General features: G+C 63.0%; 16 protein-coding genes. 10 read left to right on the top strand and 6 right to left on the bottom strand.

Annotated elements, in window-relative coordinates:
* Positions 1 to 248: 248 nt before the first annotated feature.
* Positions 249 to 1,211 carry an alpha/beta hydrolase gene (locus tag GGD65_RS00285; RefSeq protein ID WP_183234102.1) on the top strand — a complete coding sequence of 321 codons (963 nt, stop codon included), beginning with the start codon at positions 249 to 251 and terminating at the stop codon, positions 1,209 to 1,211.
* 46 nt (positions 1,212 to 1,257) lie between these two features.
* Here GGD65_RS00285 and GGD65_RS00280 read toward each other — a convergent pair whose 3' ends face one another.
* Positions 1,258 to 1,629 carry a nuclear transport factor 2 family protein gene (locus tag GGD65_RS00280; protein ID WP_018322921.1) on the bottom strand — a complete coding sequence of 124 codons (372 nt, stop codon included), beginning with the start codon at positions 1,627 to 1,629 and terminating at the stop codon, positions 1,258 to 1,260.
* Between the two features lie 87 nt (positions 1,630 to 1,716).
* Here GGD65_RS00280 and GGD65_RS00275 point away from each other — a divergent pair, with 87 nt between their 5' ends.
* Positions 1,717 to 2,280, top strand: a complete 564-nt coding sequence (locus GGD65_RS00275) for a TetR/AcrR family transcriptional regulator (protein ID WP_018322920.1) — start codon at positions 1,717 to 1,719, stop codon at positions 2,278 to 2,280.
* Positions 2,281 to 2,295: 15 nt separating this feature from the next.
* Here GGD65_RS00275 and GGD65_RS00270 read toward each other — a convergent pair whose 3' ends face one another.
* Positions 2,296 to 2,763, bottom strand: coding sequence for a cupin domain-containing protein (locus tag GGD65_RS00270; protein ID WP_183234101.1), 468 nt, complete (start codon positions 2,761 to 2,763; stop codon positions 2,296 to 2,298).
* Positions 2,764 to 2,968: 205 nt separating this feature from the next.
* On the opposite strand from GGD65_RS00270, the gene GGD65_RS00265 reads away from it, so the two are divergent.
* Positions 2,969 to 3,217 carry a hypothetical protein gene (locus tag GGD65_RS00265; protein ID WP_018322918.1) on the top strand — a complete coding sequence of 83 codons (249 nt, stop codon included), beginning with the start codon at positions 2,969 to 2,971 and terminating at the stop codon, positions 3,215 to 3,217.
* Between the two features lie 155 nt (positions 3,218 to 3,372).
* Here the strand turns inward: GGD65_RS00265 and GGD65_RS00260 are convergent, their stop codons facing one another.
* Positions 3,373 to 4,248 (bottom strand): MBL fold metallo-hydrolase, encoded by an 876-nt coding sequence (locus GGD65_RS00260; RefSeq protein WP_183234100.1) that lies wholly within the window; start codon positions 4,246 to 4,248, stop codon positions 3,373 to 3,375.
* Positions 4,249 to 4,379: 131 nt separating this feature from the next.
* On the opposite strand from GGD65_RS00260, the gene GGD65_RS00255 reads away from it, so the two are divergent.
* Positions 4,380 to 4,913 (top strand): REP-associated tyrosine transposase, encoded by a 534-nt coding sequence (locus GGD65_RS00255; protein ID WP_179730647.1) that lies wholly within the window; start codon positions 4,380 to 4,382, stop codon positions 4,911 to 4,913.
* Positions 4,914 to 5,448: 535 nt separating this feature from the next.
* On the opposite strand, the gene GGD65_RS00250 is transcribed toward GGD65_RS00255, so the two are convergent.
* Positions 5,449 to 7,071 carry an ABC-F family ATP-binding cassette domain-containing protein gene (locus GGD65_RS00250; protein ID WP_028144936.1) on the bottom strand — a complete coding sequence of 541 codons (1,623 nt, stop codon included), beginning with the start codon at positions 7,069 to 7,071 and terminating at the stop codon, positions 5,449 to 5,451.
* 195 nt (positions 7,072 to 7,266) lie between these two features.
* On the opposite strand from GGD65_RS00250, the gene GGD65_RS00245 reads away from it, so the two are divergent.
* From GGD65_RS00245 to GGD65_RS00220, 6 genes are all read left to right on the top strand, one after another.
* Positions 7,267 to 7,536 (top strand): hypothetical protein, encoded by a 270-nt coding sequence (locus GGD65_RS00245; protein ID WP_183234099.1) that lies wholly within the window; start codon positions 7,267 to 7,269, stop codon positions 7,534 to 7,536.
* A gap of 148 nt (positions 7,537 to 7,684) precedes the next feature.
* On the top strand, positions 7,685 to 8,812 hold the full coding sequence (locus tag GGD65_RS00240) for a TRAP transporter substrate-binding protein (RefSeq protein WP_183234098.1): 1,128 nt from the start codon (positions 7,685 to 7,687) through the stop codon (positions 8,810 to 8,812).
* Positions 8,813 to 8,925: 113 nt separating this feature from the next.
* A complete protein-coding gene (locus GGD65_RS00235) occupies positions 8,926 to 9,528 on the top strand; it encodes a TRAP transporter small permease subunit (RefSeq protein ID WP_183234097.1) in 603 nt (200 codons plus the stop codon).
* Positions 9,525 to 10,874, top strand: a complete 1,350-nt coding sequence (locus tag GGD65_RS00230) for a TRAP transporter large permease subunit (protein ID WP_018322911.1) — start codon at positions 9,525 to 9,527, stop codon at positions 10,872 to 10,874. Before GGD65_RS00235 ends, GGD65_RS00230 begins: the two co-directional genes overlap by 4 nt.
* A 31-nt stretch (positions 10,875 to 10,905) precedes the next feature.
* On the top strand, positions 10,906 to 12,306 hold the full coding sequence (locus GGD65_RS00225; protein WP_183234096.1) for an amidase: 1,401 nt from the start codon (positions 10,906 to 10,908) through the stop codon (positions 12,304 to 12,306).
* Positions 12,303 to 12,473 (top strand): hypothetical protein, encoded by a 171-nt coding sequence (locus tag GGD65_RS00220; RefSeq protein WP_018322909.1) that lies wholly within the window; start codon positions 12,303 to 12,305, stop codon positions 12,471 to 12,473. The genes GGD65_RS00225 and GGD65_RS00220 overlap by 4 nt, the downstream gene beginning before the upstream one ends.
* A 99-nt stretch (positions 12,474 to 12,572) precedes the next feature.
* Here the strand turns inward: GGD65_RS00220 and GGD65_RS00215 are convergent, their stop codons facing one another.
* The gene (locus GGD65_RS00215) at positions 12,573 to 12,944 is read right to left on the bottom strand and encodes a hypothetical protein (protein WP_246783172.1); all 372 of its coding nucleotides are present in this window, start codon (positions 12,942 to 12,944) and stop codon (positions 12,573 to 12,575) included.
* 28 nt (positions 12,945 to 12,972) lie between these two features.
* Positions 12,973 to 16,092 (bottom strand): efflux RND transporter permease subunit, encoded by a 3,120-nt coding sequence (locus tag GGD65_RS00210; protein WP_183234095.1) that lies wholly within the window; start codon positions 16,090 to 16,092, stop codon positions 12,973 to 12,975.
* Positions 16,093 to 16,097 lie beyond the last annotated feature (5 nt).

Genomic DNA, 16,097 nt, shown 5'->3' with positions numbered 1-16,097 from the left:
GGTGACAGAGCCGAGACCGCGGTCCCGCGCCGCGAGCACGATGCCGCAACAGGGCGCACCGAGATCGACCCGGCTCGTTCTTGAAGCCACGCACGCTGCGGCATGACTAGACCAGCGTTTCGAATTCCACCCTCTAAAGCCTCCCCGCCCTTCATCCACCGGCCTGACGACACGGCCGGTTGCCGATGCGGCGCGCAAAATCTATGCTAAGCGGCAAGCAAGACCAAGAACCCTGGAGGACCGCAACCATGGCCGCGCCACTCGATCCCGTCATCGCCCAGATCATTCCGCTCATGCCGATGCGCGATCCCACGGTCATGACGCCACAGAGCGCCCGCGATTCCTTGCGCGCACTGGCTGCTTCGCGCGCCGCCATCCCGCCGCCGCCCGTCGCCAGCGTCGAGGACATCAAGGTGAAAGGTGGCGCCGGCCCGCTTCCTGCACGCGTCTACCGGATCGGCAGCACGCCCGCGCCAACCGTGGTGTTCTTTCACGGTGGCGGCTGGGTCGCGGGCGACCTCGAGACCCATGACCGGCAGGCGCGCAACCTTGCGATCGAAACCGGCGCCGTCGTTATCTCCGTCGACTATCGCCGCCCGCCGGAGACGCGCTTTCCGGGCGCGTTCGAGGACGCCTTCGACGCCGTGAGTGATATCTTTGACCGCGTCGCGGAATTTGGCGGCGACGCAAAACGCCTCGGCGTTGCCGGCGACAGCGCCGGCGGCAATCTCGCCGCGACCACTGCGATCGCCTGCCGCGATGCTGGCATCAAGCTCGCCGCGCAATTGCTGGTCTACCCCGTGACCGACATCCTCGGCGCTTACGCCGACGTGCGCGAGAACGCGCGCTATCCCTCACGCGCCGAGAATGCCGAGGGCTACTTTCTGACGCGTGCCACGATGGAATGGTTTTGCGGCCATTATCTCGCCGATCCCGGCCATGCCCTGGACTGGCGTGTCTCGCCGCTGCGGGCCGCCTCACTTGCAGGCCTTGCACCCGCGGTCGTGACCACCGCCTGGTTCGATCCCCTGCGCGACGAGGGCGCTGCCTATGCGCGGGCGCTGGAGGCCGCCGGCGTGCGGGTCAAGCATCACGAGGGCCCCGGCCTGATCCACGGCTATTTCGGCATGGGCGACGCCTCGGACGTGGCGCGTGCCGAGGCGCAGCGCGCGCGAGCCGACTTCAAGGCCCTGCTGGCGCGCGGGACCTGACGCAGAGCCGAGACACGGCGGACCCATCTCAAGCGGCAGCGGACGATCAGCCGTTGGCCGCCGCCACCTCAAAGAAGCCCGTCGCCTGAACCAGGCGACCATCTTCGCCAAAGCGGCCGAAGCTCTCGCCCTTGACGAAGACGCGGCCGGCGCCGTCGTACATGGTCCAGCGGAAAAGCGCCTGCTCGTGGTGTTCGAGGAAGCTGTCGTTCCTGAAGTAGGCGCCCGGAAATTTTTGCTGCGTCTGCCCGATGCGGGCCATCAAGGCTTCCCGCCCCGCCACCTGCGAACCCGGATCCGTGTACACGCAATCGGCGGCCACGCTCTGTTCGAGCAGCCGACGCCGTTCGCTCTCCTCAACGGGCCCCCATGCGGCCTGATAGGCGTTCCACGTCCTCAGTCGCGCTTCGTCGTTCATCTCGCAACACCCTCTTGCTTTTCCTAATCATGACAAATTGACAATTATCGAAATTTTGTCAAGATGCGAACGATTGATGGGGAGATCATGGTTCAATCCCGCGCCTCGAAAGAACAGCTTGCCGTCGCGGCTGCGACCACGGTCTTTTCGCGCTACGGCTACGCCCGAACAACGATGGGCGACATCGCCTCTGAGGCGGGGATATCGCGGCCCGCGCTCTACCTGCTCTTCCCCGACAAGGACGCGGTGTTCGCGGCAGTCATCCAGGGAATGGACGAGCAGAAGCATCGCGAGATCAGGGCCGCGATCGCCCGCCTCGACGGGCTTCACGCCAAGCTGCTCCACGCTTGCAAATCCTGGGGATGTCATGGCTTCGACCTGGTCGAGGCGCATCCGGATTCGGCCGATCTCTTCGACCTCCGCTTCCCCGCAGTCCGACAGGTCTATGACAATTTCCAGTCCCTGGTCGTCGAGCTCATCGGCGATCAGGTGCGGTCCGCAAGGGGAGCGGACGAGCCCGAAGTTTTGGCGCGCTGCCTCGTGTTCGGCATGCGCGGACTGCGGGAAACAGCCAGGAGCGGCAAGGAGATGCGGCGCTTGATCGCCGTTCAGGTCGCCATGCTCATCAGAAGCATCGGCGGCAAGGTTTAGACTGTGCAGAGGGGCCTATCGCGCGCTCCGCGTTCCCTCTGCGCCGGTGTGCCCCCAAGTCTCGTCCCAATCCTGGCCGGCGGCGTCGACCACGCGGCCGTCGGCTTCGAAGAACTTGTTCGGCACCTGGAAGATCGCGAGGATCAGGGCCCCGTCCGGACACCAGGCGGCATGCCGGCTGCCTGCCTCGCGCCAGATGAATTCGCCGGCCTTGCAGGCGATGCCCTTGGCCGGCCCCTCCTTGTCGACGAGTGCGCCTTCGATCACCCAGCTCTGCTCGATGCCGACATGCTCGTGATCCGGCAGCACCGATCCCGGCGCAAATCGCATCAAGGCGGTCATCAGGCCGGTGCGGCGATCGAACAGCAGCGTCTTGGCCTCGCACCCCGGAAAGCGCGTCGTCTGCCATTCCATGTCTTGCGGCCGAACCAGGTGCGAATGCTGATCGGCGGCTTCCCAGTGTTTCGGGATCACGGCGTCCATCACGATGCTCCATCCAGCTGAGCTGGCCAAGCCTAGCAGCATTGCCCGCCGCGGTCAGCGAGCAGTGCAACAGGAAGCGAGCCTGTTGCCAACTCCCACTCGAAAAAATCGCCAGCCGGACCGGACGGCAGGCCCTCATCCAGCTTGATTGCGCCACGATTCCCGGCTCCAATCTCTCCGCCATTTCTGGTTTACGGAGACACCCATGATGAAGCGGATTTTCCTGGCTGCAATCGTTGCCACCTTTGCAGCAGGCTCGGCCTTCGCGCAAGAAACCTGCGAGAGCAAGGCGGTCGGCAAGGACGGCAAGCCGCTCGCCGGCGCCGCCAAGACCTCGTTCCTGAAGAAGTGCAAGGCCGACGCCTGCACGCCCAAGGCCGTCAGCGCCGACGGCAAGCCGCTCGCCGGCGCTGCCAAGAACAGCTTTATGAAGAAGTGCGAGGTCAGCGCGTAAGGCGCGCTCGATCTACCCCCTCGCCCCGAGAGGGTTGGGGTGAGGGGAGTCTCCGTGGGGCGGTGACAGCTGAGCCCGAGGAGAGTCCCCCTCACCCGAATTTGCGCTTCGCGCAAATTCGACCTCTCCCCGCAAGCGGGGCGAGGTGAAGAGGTTCACTCCCGCTTGAACTTGTAATCAAACGCGTCGCCCAGCGGCTTGATCAGCCCCGCCGTCGGCGCCGGGAAATGAACCGGCAAAATCAGCGTGTCGGTGTCCGCCACGGAGGCGAAGAATTTTCGCCGCGAGAGCGCCGACTGCTTCGGGTCCCAATCCGGCTTCGCCGACCAGTCCGGCTCGCGGCACTGGATCTGGTGATGCATGAGGTCGCCCGCGACCACCGCGCGCTGGCCCTTCGAAAAGATGTTCACACAGCAATGACAGGGCGAATGTCCCGGCGTCGGCGTCAGCGTGATGGTGTCGTCGAGCGCGTAATCATCGTCGACCAAGAGCGCCTGCCCCGCTTCGACGATCGGCAGGCAATTGTCGCGAAACACGCTGCCGGGCGGATTGCTGCCCTTGGCGTTCTCCGCTTCCCAGGCCGCGTATTCACCCTTGTGAAAGACGTATTTCGCATTCGGAAATGTCGGCACCCAGCGGCCGTCGCGCAAACTCGTGTTCCAGCCGGTGTGATCGATATGCAGATGCGTGCAGAACACGTAGTCGATCTGCTCAAAACCGATGCCGAGCGCGAACAGCTCGTTGCGCCAGCGCTCCTTGCCCGGAAAATCGAACGGCGGCGGATGGCCCTTGTCCTCGCCGGTGCAGGTATCGACCAAAATGGTGTAGCGCGGCGTGCGCACCACAAAGGTCTGGTAGGTGATGACCATCATGCCGCGCGCGGCGTCGAACACCTCGGCCTCCATCGTCGGCAGATGACGGCCGAACACGCCCTCGTCATAGGCCGGGAAGAAATCCCGCGGCCGCCGCCACGGCCCCTCCCGCTCGATCACGGCGTCGATGGTGATCTCGCCGATCCGGAGTTGCTTCATCGCCGTTTCACTCCCTTTTTTTTCAAAAGCGTAGCGAGGGCGGCCGGGGCGTTCAAGCGAGCGAATTGATTGCAAATCTCTCGATGTGGTTGTAGCCCGGATGAAGCGAAGCGTAATCCGGGACGGTCTGCATGGTTCGCTATCGGCGCAATCTTCTTCCCGGCGGCACCTTCTTCTTCACCGTGACGCTGGACGATCGAACATCGTCCGCGCTGATCGATCATGTCGACCAACTGCGCGGCGCATTCCGCGTCACACGGGCCGAACGACCATTCGAGATCGACGCGATCGTGATCCTGCCCGATCACCTGCACGTCATCATGACGCTCCCGGACGAAGACGCTGACTTCTCCGGGAGATGGCGGCGGATCAAGAGCCTATTCACTCACCGGCTGGCGTCGTCCGGCGCCCCGATCTCCCGCAACGACCGTGGCGAATTCGCTTTGTGGCAAAAGCGTTTCTGGGAGCACACCGTCCGCGACGATGCGGATTTCGAACGATGCGCCGATTACATTCATTATAATCCGGTCAAGCACGGGCTCGTCGCGTCACCGGTCGATTGGCCGTACTCATCGCTCCATCGCTACGTTCGGGCTGGTATGCTCGCTCCCGATTGGGGAGGCGTTGGCGAGATCACAGGCAATTTCGGCGAACGTGGAGACTGATCCCGGATTGCGCTGCGCTTCATCCGGGCTACGGGCCCAACAACCTGCACTTCGTAGCCTGGATGGAGCGAAGCGTAATCCGGGGCCACCATCCGCATCGCACGACTGCCCGTGTGGCACGAATCCCGGATTGCGCTGAGCTTCATCCGGGCTACGGGTCCAACGACCTGCACTTCGTAGCCCGGATGAAGCGAAGCGTAATCCGGGGCGACCATCCGCATCGCACGACTGCCCATGTGGCACGAATCCCGGATTGCGCTGAGCTTCATCCGGGCTACGGGTCCAACGACCTGCACTTCGTAGCCCGAATGAAGCGAAGCGTAATCCGGGGCGACCATCCGCATCGCACGACTGCCCATGTGGCACGAATCCCGGATTGCGCTGAGCTTCATCCGGGCTACGGGTCCAACGACCTGCACTTCGTAGCCTGGATGGAGCGAAGCGTAATCCGGGGCGACCATCCGCATCGCACGACTGCCCGTGTGGCACGAATCCCGGATTGCGCTGCGCTCCATCCGGGCTACCCGCCCCCCAATTACGACCGCAACCCCGGCGCCTCCTGCCCGGTGCGCGCAACATATTCCGTGTAGCCGCCGCCGAACTGGTGGATGCCTTCCGGTGTCAGCTCCAGCACCCGGTTCGACAATGTCGCCAGGAAATGCCGGTCATGCGAGACGAACAGCATGGTGCCCTCGAAATCCGAAAGGGCCGTGATCAGCATTTCCTTGGTGGCGAGGTCGAGATGGTTGGTCGGTTCGTCCAGCACGAGGAAGTTCGGCGGGTCGAACAGCATCTTGGCCATCACCAGCCGCGCCTTCTCGCCGCCTGACAGCACGCGGCAGCGCTTCTCGACGTCGTCGCCGGAGAAGCCGAAGCAGCCGGCGAGCGCGCGCAGGCTTCCCTGCCCCGCGGTCGGAAACGCGTATTCGAGCGATTGAAACACCGTCTGCTCGCCGTCAAGCAGGTCCATCGCGTGCTGGGCGAAATAGCCCATCTTGACGCTGCCGCCGACCGCCACCGTGCCCTGGTCCGGCTCGCTCGCGCCCGCAACGAGCTTGAGCAGCGTCGACTTGCCGGCGCCGTTGACGCCCATCACGCACCAGCGCTCCCTGCGCCGGATCATGAAATCGAGCCCGTCATAGATGCGCTTGGCTCCGTAACCCTTGTGCACGTTCTTGAGCGCCACGACGTCCTCGCCCGAACGCGGTGCCGGCGGAAAATCGAATGCCACGCTCTGGCGGCGGCGCGGCGGCTCGACCCGCTCGATCTTGTCGAGCTTCTTCACCCGGCTCTGCACCTGGGCGGCATGCGAGGCGCGCGCCTTGAAGCGCTCGATGAACTTGATCTCCTTGGCGAGCATCGCCTGCTGGCGCTCGAACTGCGCCTGCTGCTGCTTCTCGTTCTGCGCGCGCTGCTGCTCGTAGAATTCGTAGTCGCCGGTATAGGTGGTGAGCGAGCCGCTATCGATCTCGATCACTTTTGAGATCACGCGGTTGATGAACTCGCGGTCATGCGAAGTCATCAGCAGCGTGCCTTCGTAATCGTGCAGGAATTTTTCCAGCCAGATCAGGCTTTCGAGATCGAGATGGTTGCTCGGCTCGTCGAGCAGCATCACGTCCGGGCGCATCAAAAGAATACGCGCCAGCGCTACGCGCATCTTCCAGCCGCCGGAGAGTTTTCCGACGTCGCCGTCCATCATCTCCTGGCTGAAGCCGAGGCCGGACAGCGCTTCGCGCGCGCGGCCGTCAAGCGCGTAGCCGTCGAGCTCCTCGAAACGGTGCTGCACCTCGCCGTAGCGGGTGATGATCTCGTCCATCTGGTCGGCTTTGTCAGGATCGGCCATGGCGGCCTCGAGCTCGCGCAGCTCGGCCGCGACCTCGCTGACGGGGCCGGCCCCGTCCATCACCTCGGCCACGGCACTGCGGCCCGACATCTCGCCGACGTCCTGGTTGAAATAGCCGATGGTGATACCGCGATCGGTCGAAACCTGCCCCTCGTCGGGCAGTTCCTCACCGGCGATCATCCGGAACAGCGTGGTCTTGCCGGCGCCGTTCGGCCCGACAAGGCCGATCTTCTCCCCCTTGTTGAGGGCCGCGGAGGCTTCAATGAAAAGGATCTGGTGGCCGGCTTGCTTGCTGACGTTGTCGAGGCGGATCATGACTGTCTTTTGGGGGATTTTTGCGTTGCAGCGTCATAGGGCATGCCGGCGCGGAGGGGAAGCCCGGCGGGGTACGAAATCGGACTAGGCCGATACCGCCTCCTGTCATGGGCCCGACCGCTCACGGCAACTAAACCGCGACCGACAGCCCAGGAGCGGGCTGCCGGCGGCCAGCCCCGCTGTCACCCGCGGTTTGTGCTCCACATCGTGCGGGAGCTTGCGCCGAGCGTTTCCGCCTCCTCCGATCTTTGGAAGGTCATTGGCCTATGCCGTGATCTCGATGACTTCCACACATCCGGCGACTGGAGTTGGCATGGTCTCGTGACGGTCAGCCGGCTCGGCCACAACATTCCCGTCGAGACTCAACATGCGAACGCCGCGATGCAGACGTTCGCCTTCATCTTTGCTGCGCCGCGACAGGCCCGTGAGTATCTCACTACTGAACGCTCGAATGGGATCGCCTAAGACTAAGGAATGCGACATCGGGTAGCTTGTCGGATGCCGGCAATACGTCCAAACTTCGATCAAAGTCGCTGGAATGCGGCCTACCTCCAGCGGTCATCGACGCGCACCGAAACGCGTTCGAACAACGAAGCCGCCAGGGAGGACGTCCATGACTGTAAAGTCTGAAAAGATCAGAACCACTCGTCGCAAATTCTTGCTGACGGCCGGCGCCGCCGGCGCTGCCACCATCGCCATGCCGCAAGTCAGCCGCGCGCAAACGGCGGTCCTGAAGATGCAGGGCTCGTGGGGCAAGGCCGATGTCTTCAACGAAATGGCCGAAGACTATGTGAAGCGCGTCAACGAGATGGCCGGAGGTCGACTGCGCATCGACTATCTGGTCGGCGGCTCGGTCGTGCATCCGTTCCAGGTATTCGATGGCGTTCATGGCGGCCAGATCGACGCCGCACACACGGTTACTGTCTACTGGTACGGCAAGCACAAGGCCGCCTCGCTGTTCGGTACAGGCCCCGTGTTCGGCTTCAACGCCAACGAAGGCCTCGGCTGGATCCACAACGGCGGCGGCAAGGAGCTGTTTGAGGAGCTCCAGACCAAGATCATGAACGTCAACATCAAGAGCTTCTTCGCCATGCCGATGCCGACCCAGCCGCTCGGTTGGTTCAAGAAGCCCATCACCAGCGCGGATGACCTCAAAGGCTTGAAATATCGCACGGTGGGGCTGGCCGCCGATCTCTTCCAGGCGATGGGTGCATCCGTCGCGCAGCTACCCGGTGGCGAGATCGTGCCCGCGATGGAGCGCGGCGTGATCGACGGGTTCGAATTCAACAATCCGACCTCGGACCGGCGCTTCGGCGCGCAGGATGTCGCCAAGAACTACATGATGGGCAGCCATCATCAGGCGACGGAATATTTCGAGATCATGTTCAACCGGACGAAATTCAACGCGCTGCCGAAGGAACAGCAGGCGATCCTGCAGTACGCCGCCGAAGCTGTGTCCTCCGCCAACGAATGGAAAGCCATGGATTATTATTCGAAGGACCTGCAGGAGCTGATTAACAAGGACAAGGTCAACGTCGCGCGGACGCCGAAGTCGGTGTTCGACGCGCAGATCAAGGCATGGGACGGCCTGATCGCCCAGCTCGGCTCCGATCCGTTCATGAAGAAAGTCATGGACTCGCAGAAGGAATGGGTGCGCCGCGTGGTCTACTACAACACGAATAACGCGACGGACTACCGCGGCGCCTTCGAGCATCACTTTCCTGGCGTGCTCAAGGTCTGAGGACTGTCGCGGCGCGATTGGCGTGAGGCCGTATAGAGGGGCGGCGCGATCGAAGCGCCGCCCAAGAATTAGGGGGACGTCCGGATGTATTGCTCGCAGCGAGTTCGGCTCGCATGACGAAATTTCTGTTCTTCATCGACGAGCTGAGCACGTGGGTCGGCAAGGCGTTTGCATGGCTGATTCTCGTCCTTACGCTGAGTGTCAGCTACGAGGTGTTCGTGCGCTACGTGCTGCGTGCGCCGACCACTTGGGCTTTCGACATCAGCTACATCACCTATGGCGCGATGTTTCTGATGGCCGGCGCATATACGCTCTCGCGCAACGGCCATGTCCGCGCCGACGTGGTCTACCGCCTCTGGTCGCCGCGCACCCAGGCAACGATGGACCTCGTCCTGTATATCCTGTTCTTCCTGCCGGCGATCGGGGCGCTGATGTATGCGGGCTGGAATTACGCCCAGATGTCGGTGCGGTTCCGCGAGGTCAGCATCTTCAGTCCGGCCGGCGTGCCGGTGTTTCCGCTGAAGGCGCTGATCCCGCTCACCGGCTTCCTTCTGTTCCTGCAAGGGATCGCCGAAATCATTCGCTGTGTGCTTTGCATCCGCACCGGCCGATGGCCGCAACGCCTGCACGACGTGGAAGAAACCGAGAGCCTTGTCATCCGCGAGCATCAGCAGCAGGCGGTTGAGCCGCAGCGCGAGAAGGGACCAGGCGCATGACCGATCCTCAACTCGGCATGCTGATGTTGGGCCTCTTCATCTTCATCATCATGCTCGGATTCCCGATAGCCTTCACGCTGATGGCGATGGGCGTCTCGTTCGGCTACTATGCCTACTACACCCCCGGTCAGGACTTCTTCCAGAATCGCATCTTCACGCTGCTGGTGCAGAAGACGTTCGAGGTCACGTCCAGCGACGTTCTAGTTGCGGTTCCGCTCTTCCTGTTCATGGGCTATCTGGTCGAGCGCGCAAACATTCTCGACCGCCTGTTCTACTCGCTGCAATTGTCGATGAAGAACGTGCCGGGCGCGCTTGCGGTGGCCACGCTGATCACCTGCGCGATGTTCGCGACCGCCACCGGCATTGTCGGCGCCGTTGTCACGCTGATGGGCCTGCTGGCCCTGCCCGCGATGTTGCGAGCGGGCTACGACACCAAGCTGTCGGCAGGCGTGGTCTGCGCCGGTGGCTGCCTCGGCATCCTGATTCCGCCGAGCATTCTCCTGATTGTCTATGCGGCGACCGCCGGCGTTTCAGCGGTCAAGCTTTATGCGGCCGCGTTCTTTCCGGGATTCTTGCTCGCTGGCTTCTACGTCCTCTATGCGATGACCCGCGCGATCATCAATCCCGCGCTCGCGCCGAAGCTGCCGCGCGAGCAGACCGACGTGCCGACGTCCAAGGTCGTCTGGGCACTTGCCACGTCATTCCTGCCACTTGCGTTGCTTATCGTTTCGGTGCTCGGCGCGATTCTGTTTGGCTTGGCAACGCCATCCGAGGCGGCCGCGGTGGGTGCCCTCATGAGCATGGTTCTGGCGGCCGCCTATCGTTCGCTCAACTACGAGATGCTGCGCGAATCCGTGTATCTGACCGTGCGCGCCACCGCGATGGTTTGCTACCTGTTCATCGGGTCGTGGACGTTTTCCGCGGTGTTTGCCGTCCTTGGCGGACAGTCGGTGGTGGAGCAGTTCTTCACCTCGATGGACCTTTCGCCGATCCAGTTCCTGCTGCTGACCCAGCTGATCATCTTTCTGCTCGGTTGGCCACTGGAATGGACCGAGATCATCATCATCTTCGTGCCGATTTTCCTGCCGCTGCTTCCCCAGTACGGCATCGATCCGATCTTCTTCGGCATCCTGGTGGCACTGAACACGCAGACGGCGTTCAACACGCCGCCGGTCGCGATGGCCGCCTTCTATCTGAAGGGCGTGGCGCCGCCTCAGGTGAAGCTAACCGACATCTTCTCCGGCGCGCTTCCCTTTGTCGGCCTCGTCTTCCTCACCATGGCGTTGGTCTACATCTTCCCGGAGATCGCATTGTGGCTGCCCACCTATCTCTATGGATCCCGATGAGCGGACCCGGTAAACCGCAGAAAGTCGGCGCATGAGTCTCAACGCGCTCGGTCTCACGGAAGCTGCGACCGGCATCCGCGATGGCCGCCTCAGTTCGACCGAGCTTGTCGGCGACTGCCTCAGGCGCATCGATGAGGTCGATCGCGATATCCATGCGTGGGCATTCCTCGATCCCGACCACGCGATGCGGCAGGCAGAGGCAGCCGACGATCATCGCAAGCACGGCAAGGCTTTAGGCCCGCTGCATGGCGTGCCCGTCGGCATCAAGGATATCTTCGACACCGGCGACATGCCGACGGAATTCGGCTCAGATCTGTGGGCCGGACGCACGCCGCGCCGCGATGCGGCGACCGTGGCGCGTCTGCGGGCGGCTGGCGCTGTGATCCTCGGCAAGACGGTGACCACCGAGTACGCGTACTACAATCCCGGCAAGACTCGAAATCCGCACGACACGGCTCACACGCCCGGCGGATCGTCCTCGGGCTCCGCCGCGGCCGTTGCGGCGCTGATGGTGCCAGGTGCCATCGGCTCGCAGACCAACGGCTCGGTAATCCGTCCCGCCGCCTTCTGCGGCGTGGTCGGTTTCAAGCCCACGCACGGCATCATTCCGCGCACCGGCGCGCTTGAATTGTCGCGCACGCTCGATCATGTCGGCGTGTTTGGGCGCAGCGTCGAGGACGTGGCCCTGCTCGCCGAGGCCCTCGCCGGCTTCGACCAAGAGGATCCGGACACCCGGTCTGTTGCGTGTCCGCCATTCTCCACGGTCGCGGCGAGCGAGCCGCCGTTACCGCCGCGATTTGCCTTCGTGCGCTCTCCGGTCTGGGATCAGGCCGAGCCGGTGACGCATGATGCCTTTGTCGAGCTCGTCGAGGTTTTGGGTGACGCGTCGAGCGAAGTCGAGCTTGGGCCCAGCTTCGACATGGCCGTCGATATGCACCGCATCATCATGGAAGTCGATATGGCGCACAATCTGCGGCGCGACTACCAGCGGGGCGCCGACAGGCTGAGCACACCGCTGCGTCAGGCGATCGAGCGCGGCCGCACGCATCTCGCGCTGGATTATCGCAACGCACTGTCCGGGATTGCGCCGCTCAATCAGACGCTGGACCATATGTTTGACGAATATGACGCGATCCTGACGCCCGCAGCGCCGGGCCCGGCGCCCGGAATTGAGACGACGGGCAACCCGATTTTCTGCACGCTTTGGACCTATCTCGGCGTGCCCGCCATCAGCCTGCCGTTGATGAGCTCCGAAACCGGCCTTCCGCTCGGCGTTCAGCTCGTCGGCCGCCGCGACAACGATGCCCGCCTCCTGCGCACGGCGCACTGGCTTGTCAGGACCATCGGACGCACCGGTCGTGGCACTCGGCGCAAAGTCGCGAGCGCCGGGGCGAAATCGGCTCCCGGTGCGGAGAAAAGGAACGTGCGATGACCAACGCGATCACCGGACTCATCGGCCTCGCGCTCGTGGTGACATTTCTTGGAATCCTGGTGGTTTGGATCAAGGCCATTCCGCTCATCATCATTGTTGTCAGCGTCATGATTCTGGCAGTGATCGATTTCGTGCGATCCCTGCGGACGAACGGCGGGCTTCGCTGACTGCCGGGCTGGCAAGACCGCCGCGTCTCCATCGATTCACCAGAAATCCAGGCGCTTGCAGGCCATCGGCCTGCATCATGGCCACCTATTGCGCGCCAACTATTCCGCAGTGTATCTCGCCGTCAGCGAATGACCGTGCAAACTCGCGGAAAACACCACAATGGCCTTTGGCGACAGCTCGGCCTGCAGCTTTCCCGCCATCAGGTTGGGGTTGGCCGGCGCGAGCGGAACGGTGACGGTCTTGCCGCCGTCCTGAATCGTTGCGCGCCCCCGCATGTCCTTGGTCGACAGCGGAGAACCATCGTCGTCGCCCACATAAAAGACAATTTCCGTGCCCTTGCGGACAAACTCGATCGGATGTCCTTGCGACTTGACGACGGGACCGCCGTTGCTGCCTTTAGCCTGCGCCGTGGCAGAACTCGGGGCAGCGGCGATCACAGCGATCAAGGCAAGGAACGCATATTTTCTCATCGGTAGCTCCTCGGGGCTTGTGCGGAGTTCAATAGGCTTCCGCGGGGGTGAAGGTTGCGGCATGTCCGGCCGCCAGGCGGTCCAACGGCGGCTGGCCGAACATCAGAAACAAAATTGGGGTCACGATGGTGTCGAGGATCGTGGCGCTGAGCAGGCCGCCGAAGATCGTCACGGCCACGGGGTGCAGGATTTCCCTGCCCGGTTGATCCGCGCCGATCAAAAGCGGCGTCAGGGCAAGTCCTGCGCAGAGCGCCGTCATCAGAACGGGGCTGAGGCGCTCCATGCTGCCGCGAACGACAAGCCCGGTTCCAAAACGCTCCCCCTCATGAATGGCGAGATTGATGTAGTGCGAGATCTTCAGGATCCCATTACGCGCCGAAATGCCGGCAAGCGTGATGAAGCCGATCATCGACGCAACCGACAAGGGTTGGCCGGAGATCTTCAGCGCCGCAACGCTGCCGATCAGGGCGAGCGGTATGCCGCCCATGATGATCAGCGACAGAGCGGTTGATCGGTAACGACTGTAGAGGACGATGAAGATCAGGGTCAGGGATGCCAGCGACAGAATGCCGATGCGCCACGAGGCCTGCTGCTGGGCTTGAAAGGCACCTTCGAGGTTGGTGGTGTAGCCTTGCGGAAAATCGAGCTCCCGAACCGCCTTCTGGATGTCGGCAGCGATATCGGCGATGTCGCGGCGCCCGTCCCCATTGCCGTAGACGACGATCCTGCGCTGGGTTCCCTCCCGCTGAATCTGGTTCGGTCCATCTGTCTCGACGACTTCAGCTAAAGCGCTCAGCGGAACGAATTCCAGGCCCGTCGGAATGAGCAGGTTTTGCAGCCCGGTTGTCGAACGGTCTTGCTCCGACAGGCGCATGACGACGTCGAAGCGGCGGTTACCGTCGACGATCTGGGAGACCTTCCGGCCATTGGAAAGCGTGTCGAGTGCCTGGATGATCGCGGCCGGCGTCAGGCCATGAAGTGCGGCGCGAGCATGGTCGACCTGAACCCGCACCTGCGGAATGAGCACCTGCTTTTCGACCTGGAGATCGACCAGACCGGGGATCGCCGATAGACGTTGCCGCACGGTTTCGGACAGGCGGCGCAACATCTCGATGTCCTGTCCAAAGATCTTGAGCACGATCTGGGCACGAATACCCGACTGGAGATGATCCAGGCGGTGGCTGATCGGCTGTCCGATGGTGACCGCCGCCGGCAGCGCGGACAGGGCCTCTCGGATGCTCGCATAAATGTCCACCTTCTGCCGGCCGGACGAAACGAGATCGACATCGATCTCGCTGTAGTGCACGCCTTCGGCGTGCTCATCGAGCTCCGCGCGGCCGGTGCGGCGCCCGACCGATTTCACCTCGGGCACCTTTGCGAGCAACTGCTCAGCCAGGAGTCCAAGACGGTTCGACTCCGCGAGCGAGATTCCCGGATTGAATTGCAGCGACAGCACCAGCGTCCCTTCATTGAAGGGGGGAAGAAAACTGCGGGGCATCTGGCTCGCGGCGTAGCCTGCCACGACGACCGCCGCCGCGACTGAGCTCAGCACGAGACCCGGCCGCTCGAAAGCCCATCCGAGCACCAGCCGATTGGCCTGCTTCAGCCTGGTGACAACAAGGCTTTCGCGGTCGCCTGAATGGGTCCGCCCCGAAAGCAGATAGTAGGACAGAACCGGCGTCACCGTGATCGACGTCAGCAGCGAAGCGAGGATCGAGACCACATAGGCCACACCAAGCGGCGTGAACAGCCGTCCTTCGATGCCCGGCAGGGCGAATAGCGGCACAAAGACGAGAACGATGATCATCGTTGCATAGACGATGCTGGAACGAACCTCCTGGCTCGCCCCGGAGATCACGTCCAGAACATGACGCGGCGTGCTCGACGCGGCGTTCTCCCGCAAGCGCCGCAGGATGTTTTCAACATCCACCACGGCATCGTCGACCAGTTCGCCGATGGCGATGGCAAGGCCACCCAGCGTCATCGTGTTGATCGTGAGCCCGAAGGCGCGGAACACCAGGATCGTCACGAGGATCGAGATTGGAATAGCCGTCAGCGAAACGAGCGCGGCGCGTCCGTTCATCAGGAAGACGAACAGGACCATGGCGACCACGATGGCGGCCTCGACCAGAACGCGCTCAACGTTGCTTATCGATGTCTCGATGAAGGTGGCCTGGCGGAATTGCACGTTGGTGACGTTAATCCCACTGCGCATGGTGCGTTGCAGGTCCCTGAGCACGGCTTCAATGTTGCGCGTCAATGCCACGGTATCCGCGGCTGGCTGCTTCATGACGCTGACGATGACGGCGGGCTTGCCATTGTAGCCGGCGTCGCCCCGCTTGGTGCGCGCGGCGAAATCAACGGCGGAGACCTGCTTCAGCAGGATCGGTTGCCGGTCGCGGGTGGCAACGACGGTGTTGCCGAGGTCCTCGATTTTCCTGGTGAGTCCGACATTGCGGATCAAATATTCGCGGCCATGCTGGTCAACAAAGCCGCCGCCGCTGTTGGTGCCGAACTTTGCGACCGCCTGCTCGATTTGGTCGTGAGTGACGCCGAGCGCCTGCATCGTCGCAACGTTCGGCGTCACCCGGTATTGCCGGACCTCGCCGCCGATGGGTATCACCTGGGCGACACCGGGAATGGCAAGGAGCTGCGGCCTGACGACGAAGTCGGCGATCTCGCGCACTTCCATGGGCGAAGCTGTGCCATCGCTCGTCAGCGCGATGAGCATGATCTCGCCCATGATCGACGTCACCGGCCCCATCTGGGGATTGACCGAAGAGGGCAATTGTTCGCGGATCAGCGCCAGCCGCTCCGAGACGAATTGCCGGGCGCGGTAAACGTCGATACCCCAGTCGAATTCGACATAGACGACTGATAGCCCAACGCCCGAGACCGAGCGCACCCGGATCACGCCGGGCATGCCGTTCATCGACGTCTCGATCGGAAACGTCACCAGCTGTTCGACCTCCTGGGGCGCCAGTCCCTCTGCCTCGGTCAGAATGTTGACGGTCGGGCGGTTGATATCCGGCAGGACGTCAACAGAAACGCTCGGCAGGACAAACAGGCCGTAGCCGACCAGCACGGCGGCTACTGCCAGCACGAACAGGCGATTGCGCAGACTTGCTTGCACGATGAGCTTGAACATGAGCG

Source organism: Bradyrhizobium sp. CIR18 (assembly GCF_014198295.1).
In the GTDB taxonomy this organism is placed as follows: Bacteria; Pseudomonadota; Alphaproteobacteria; order Rhizobiales; family Xanthobacteraceae; genus Bradyrhizobium.
Note: the sequence above shows the minus strand (reverse complement) of the source record. Positions and strands in the feature narration are given on the sequence as shown.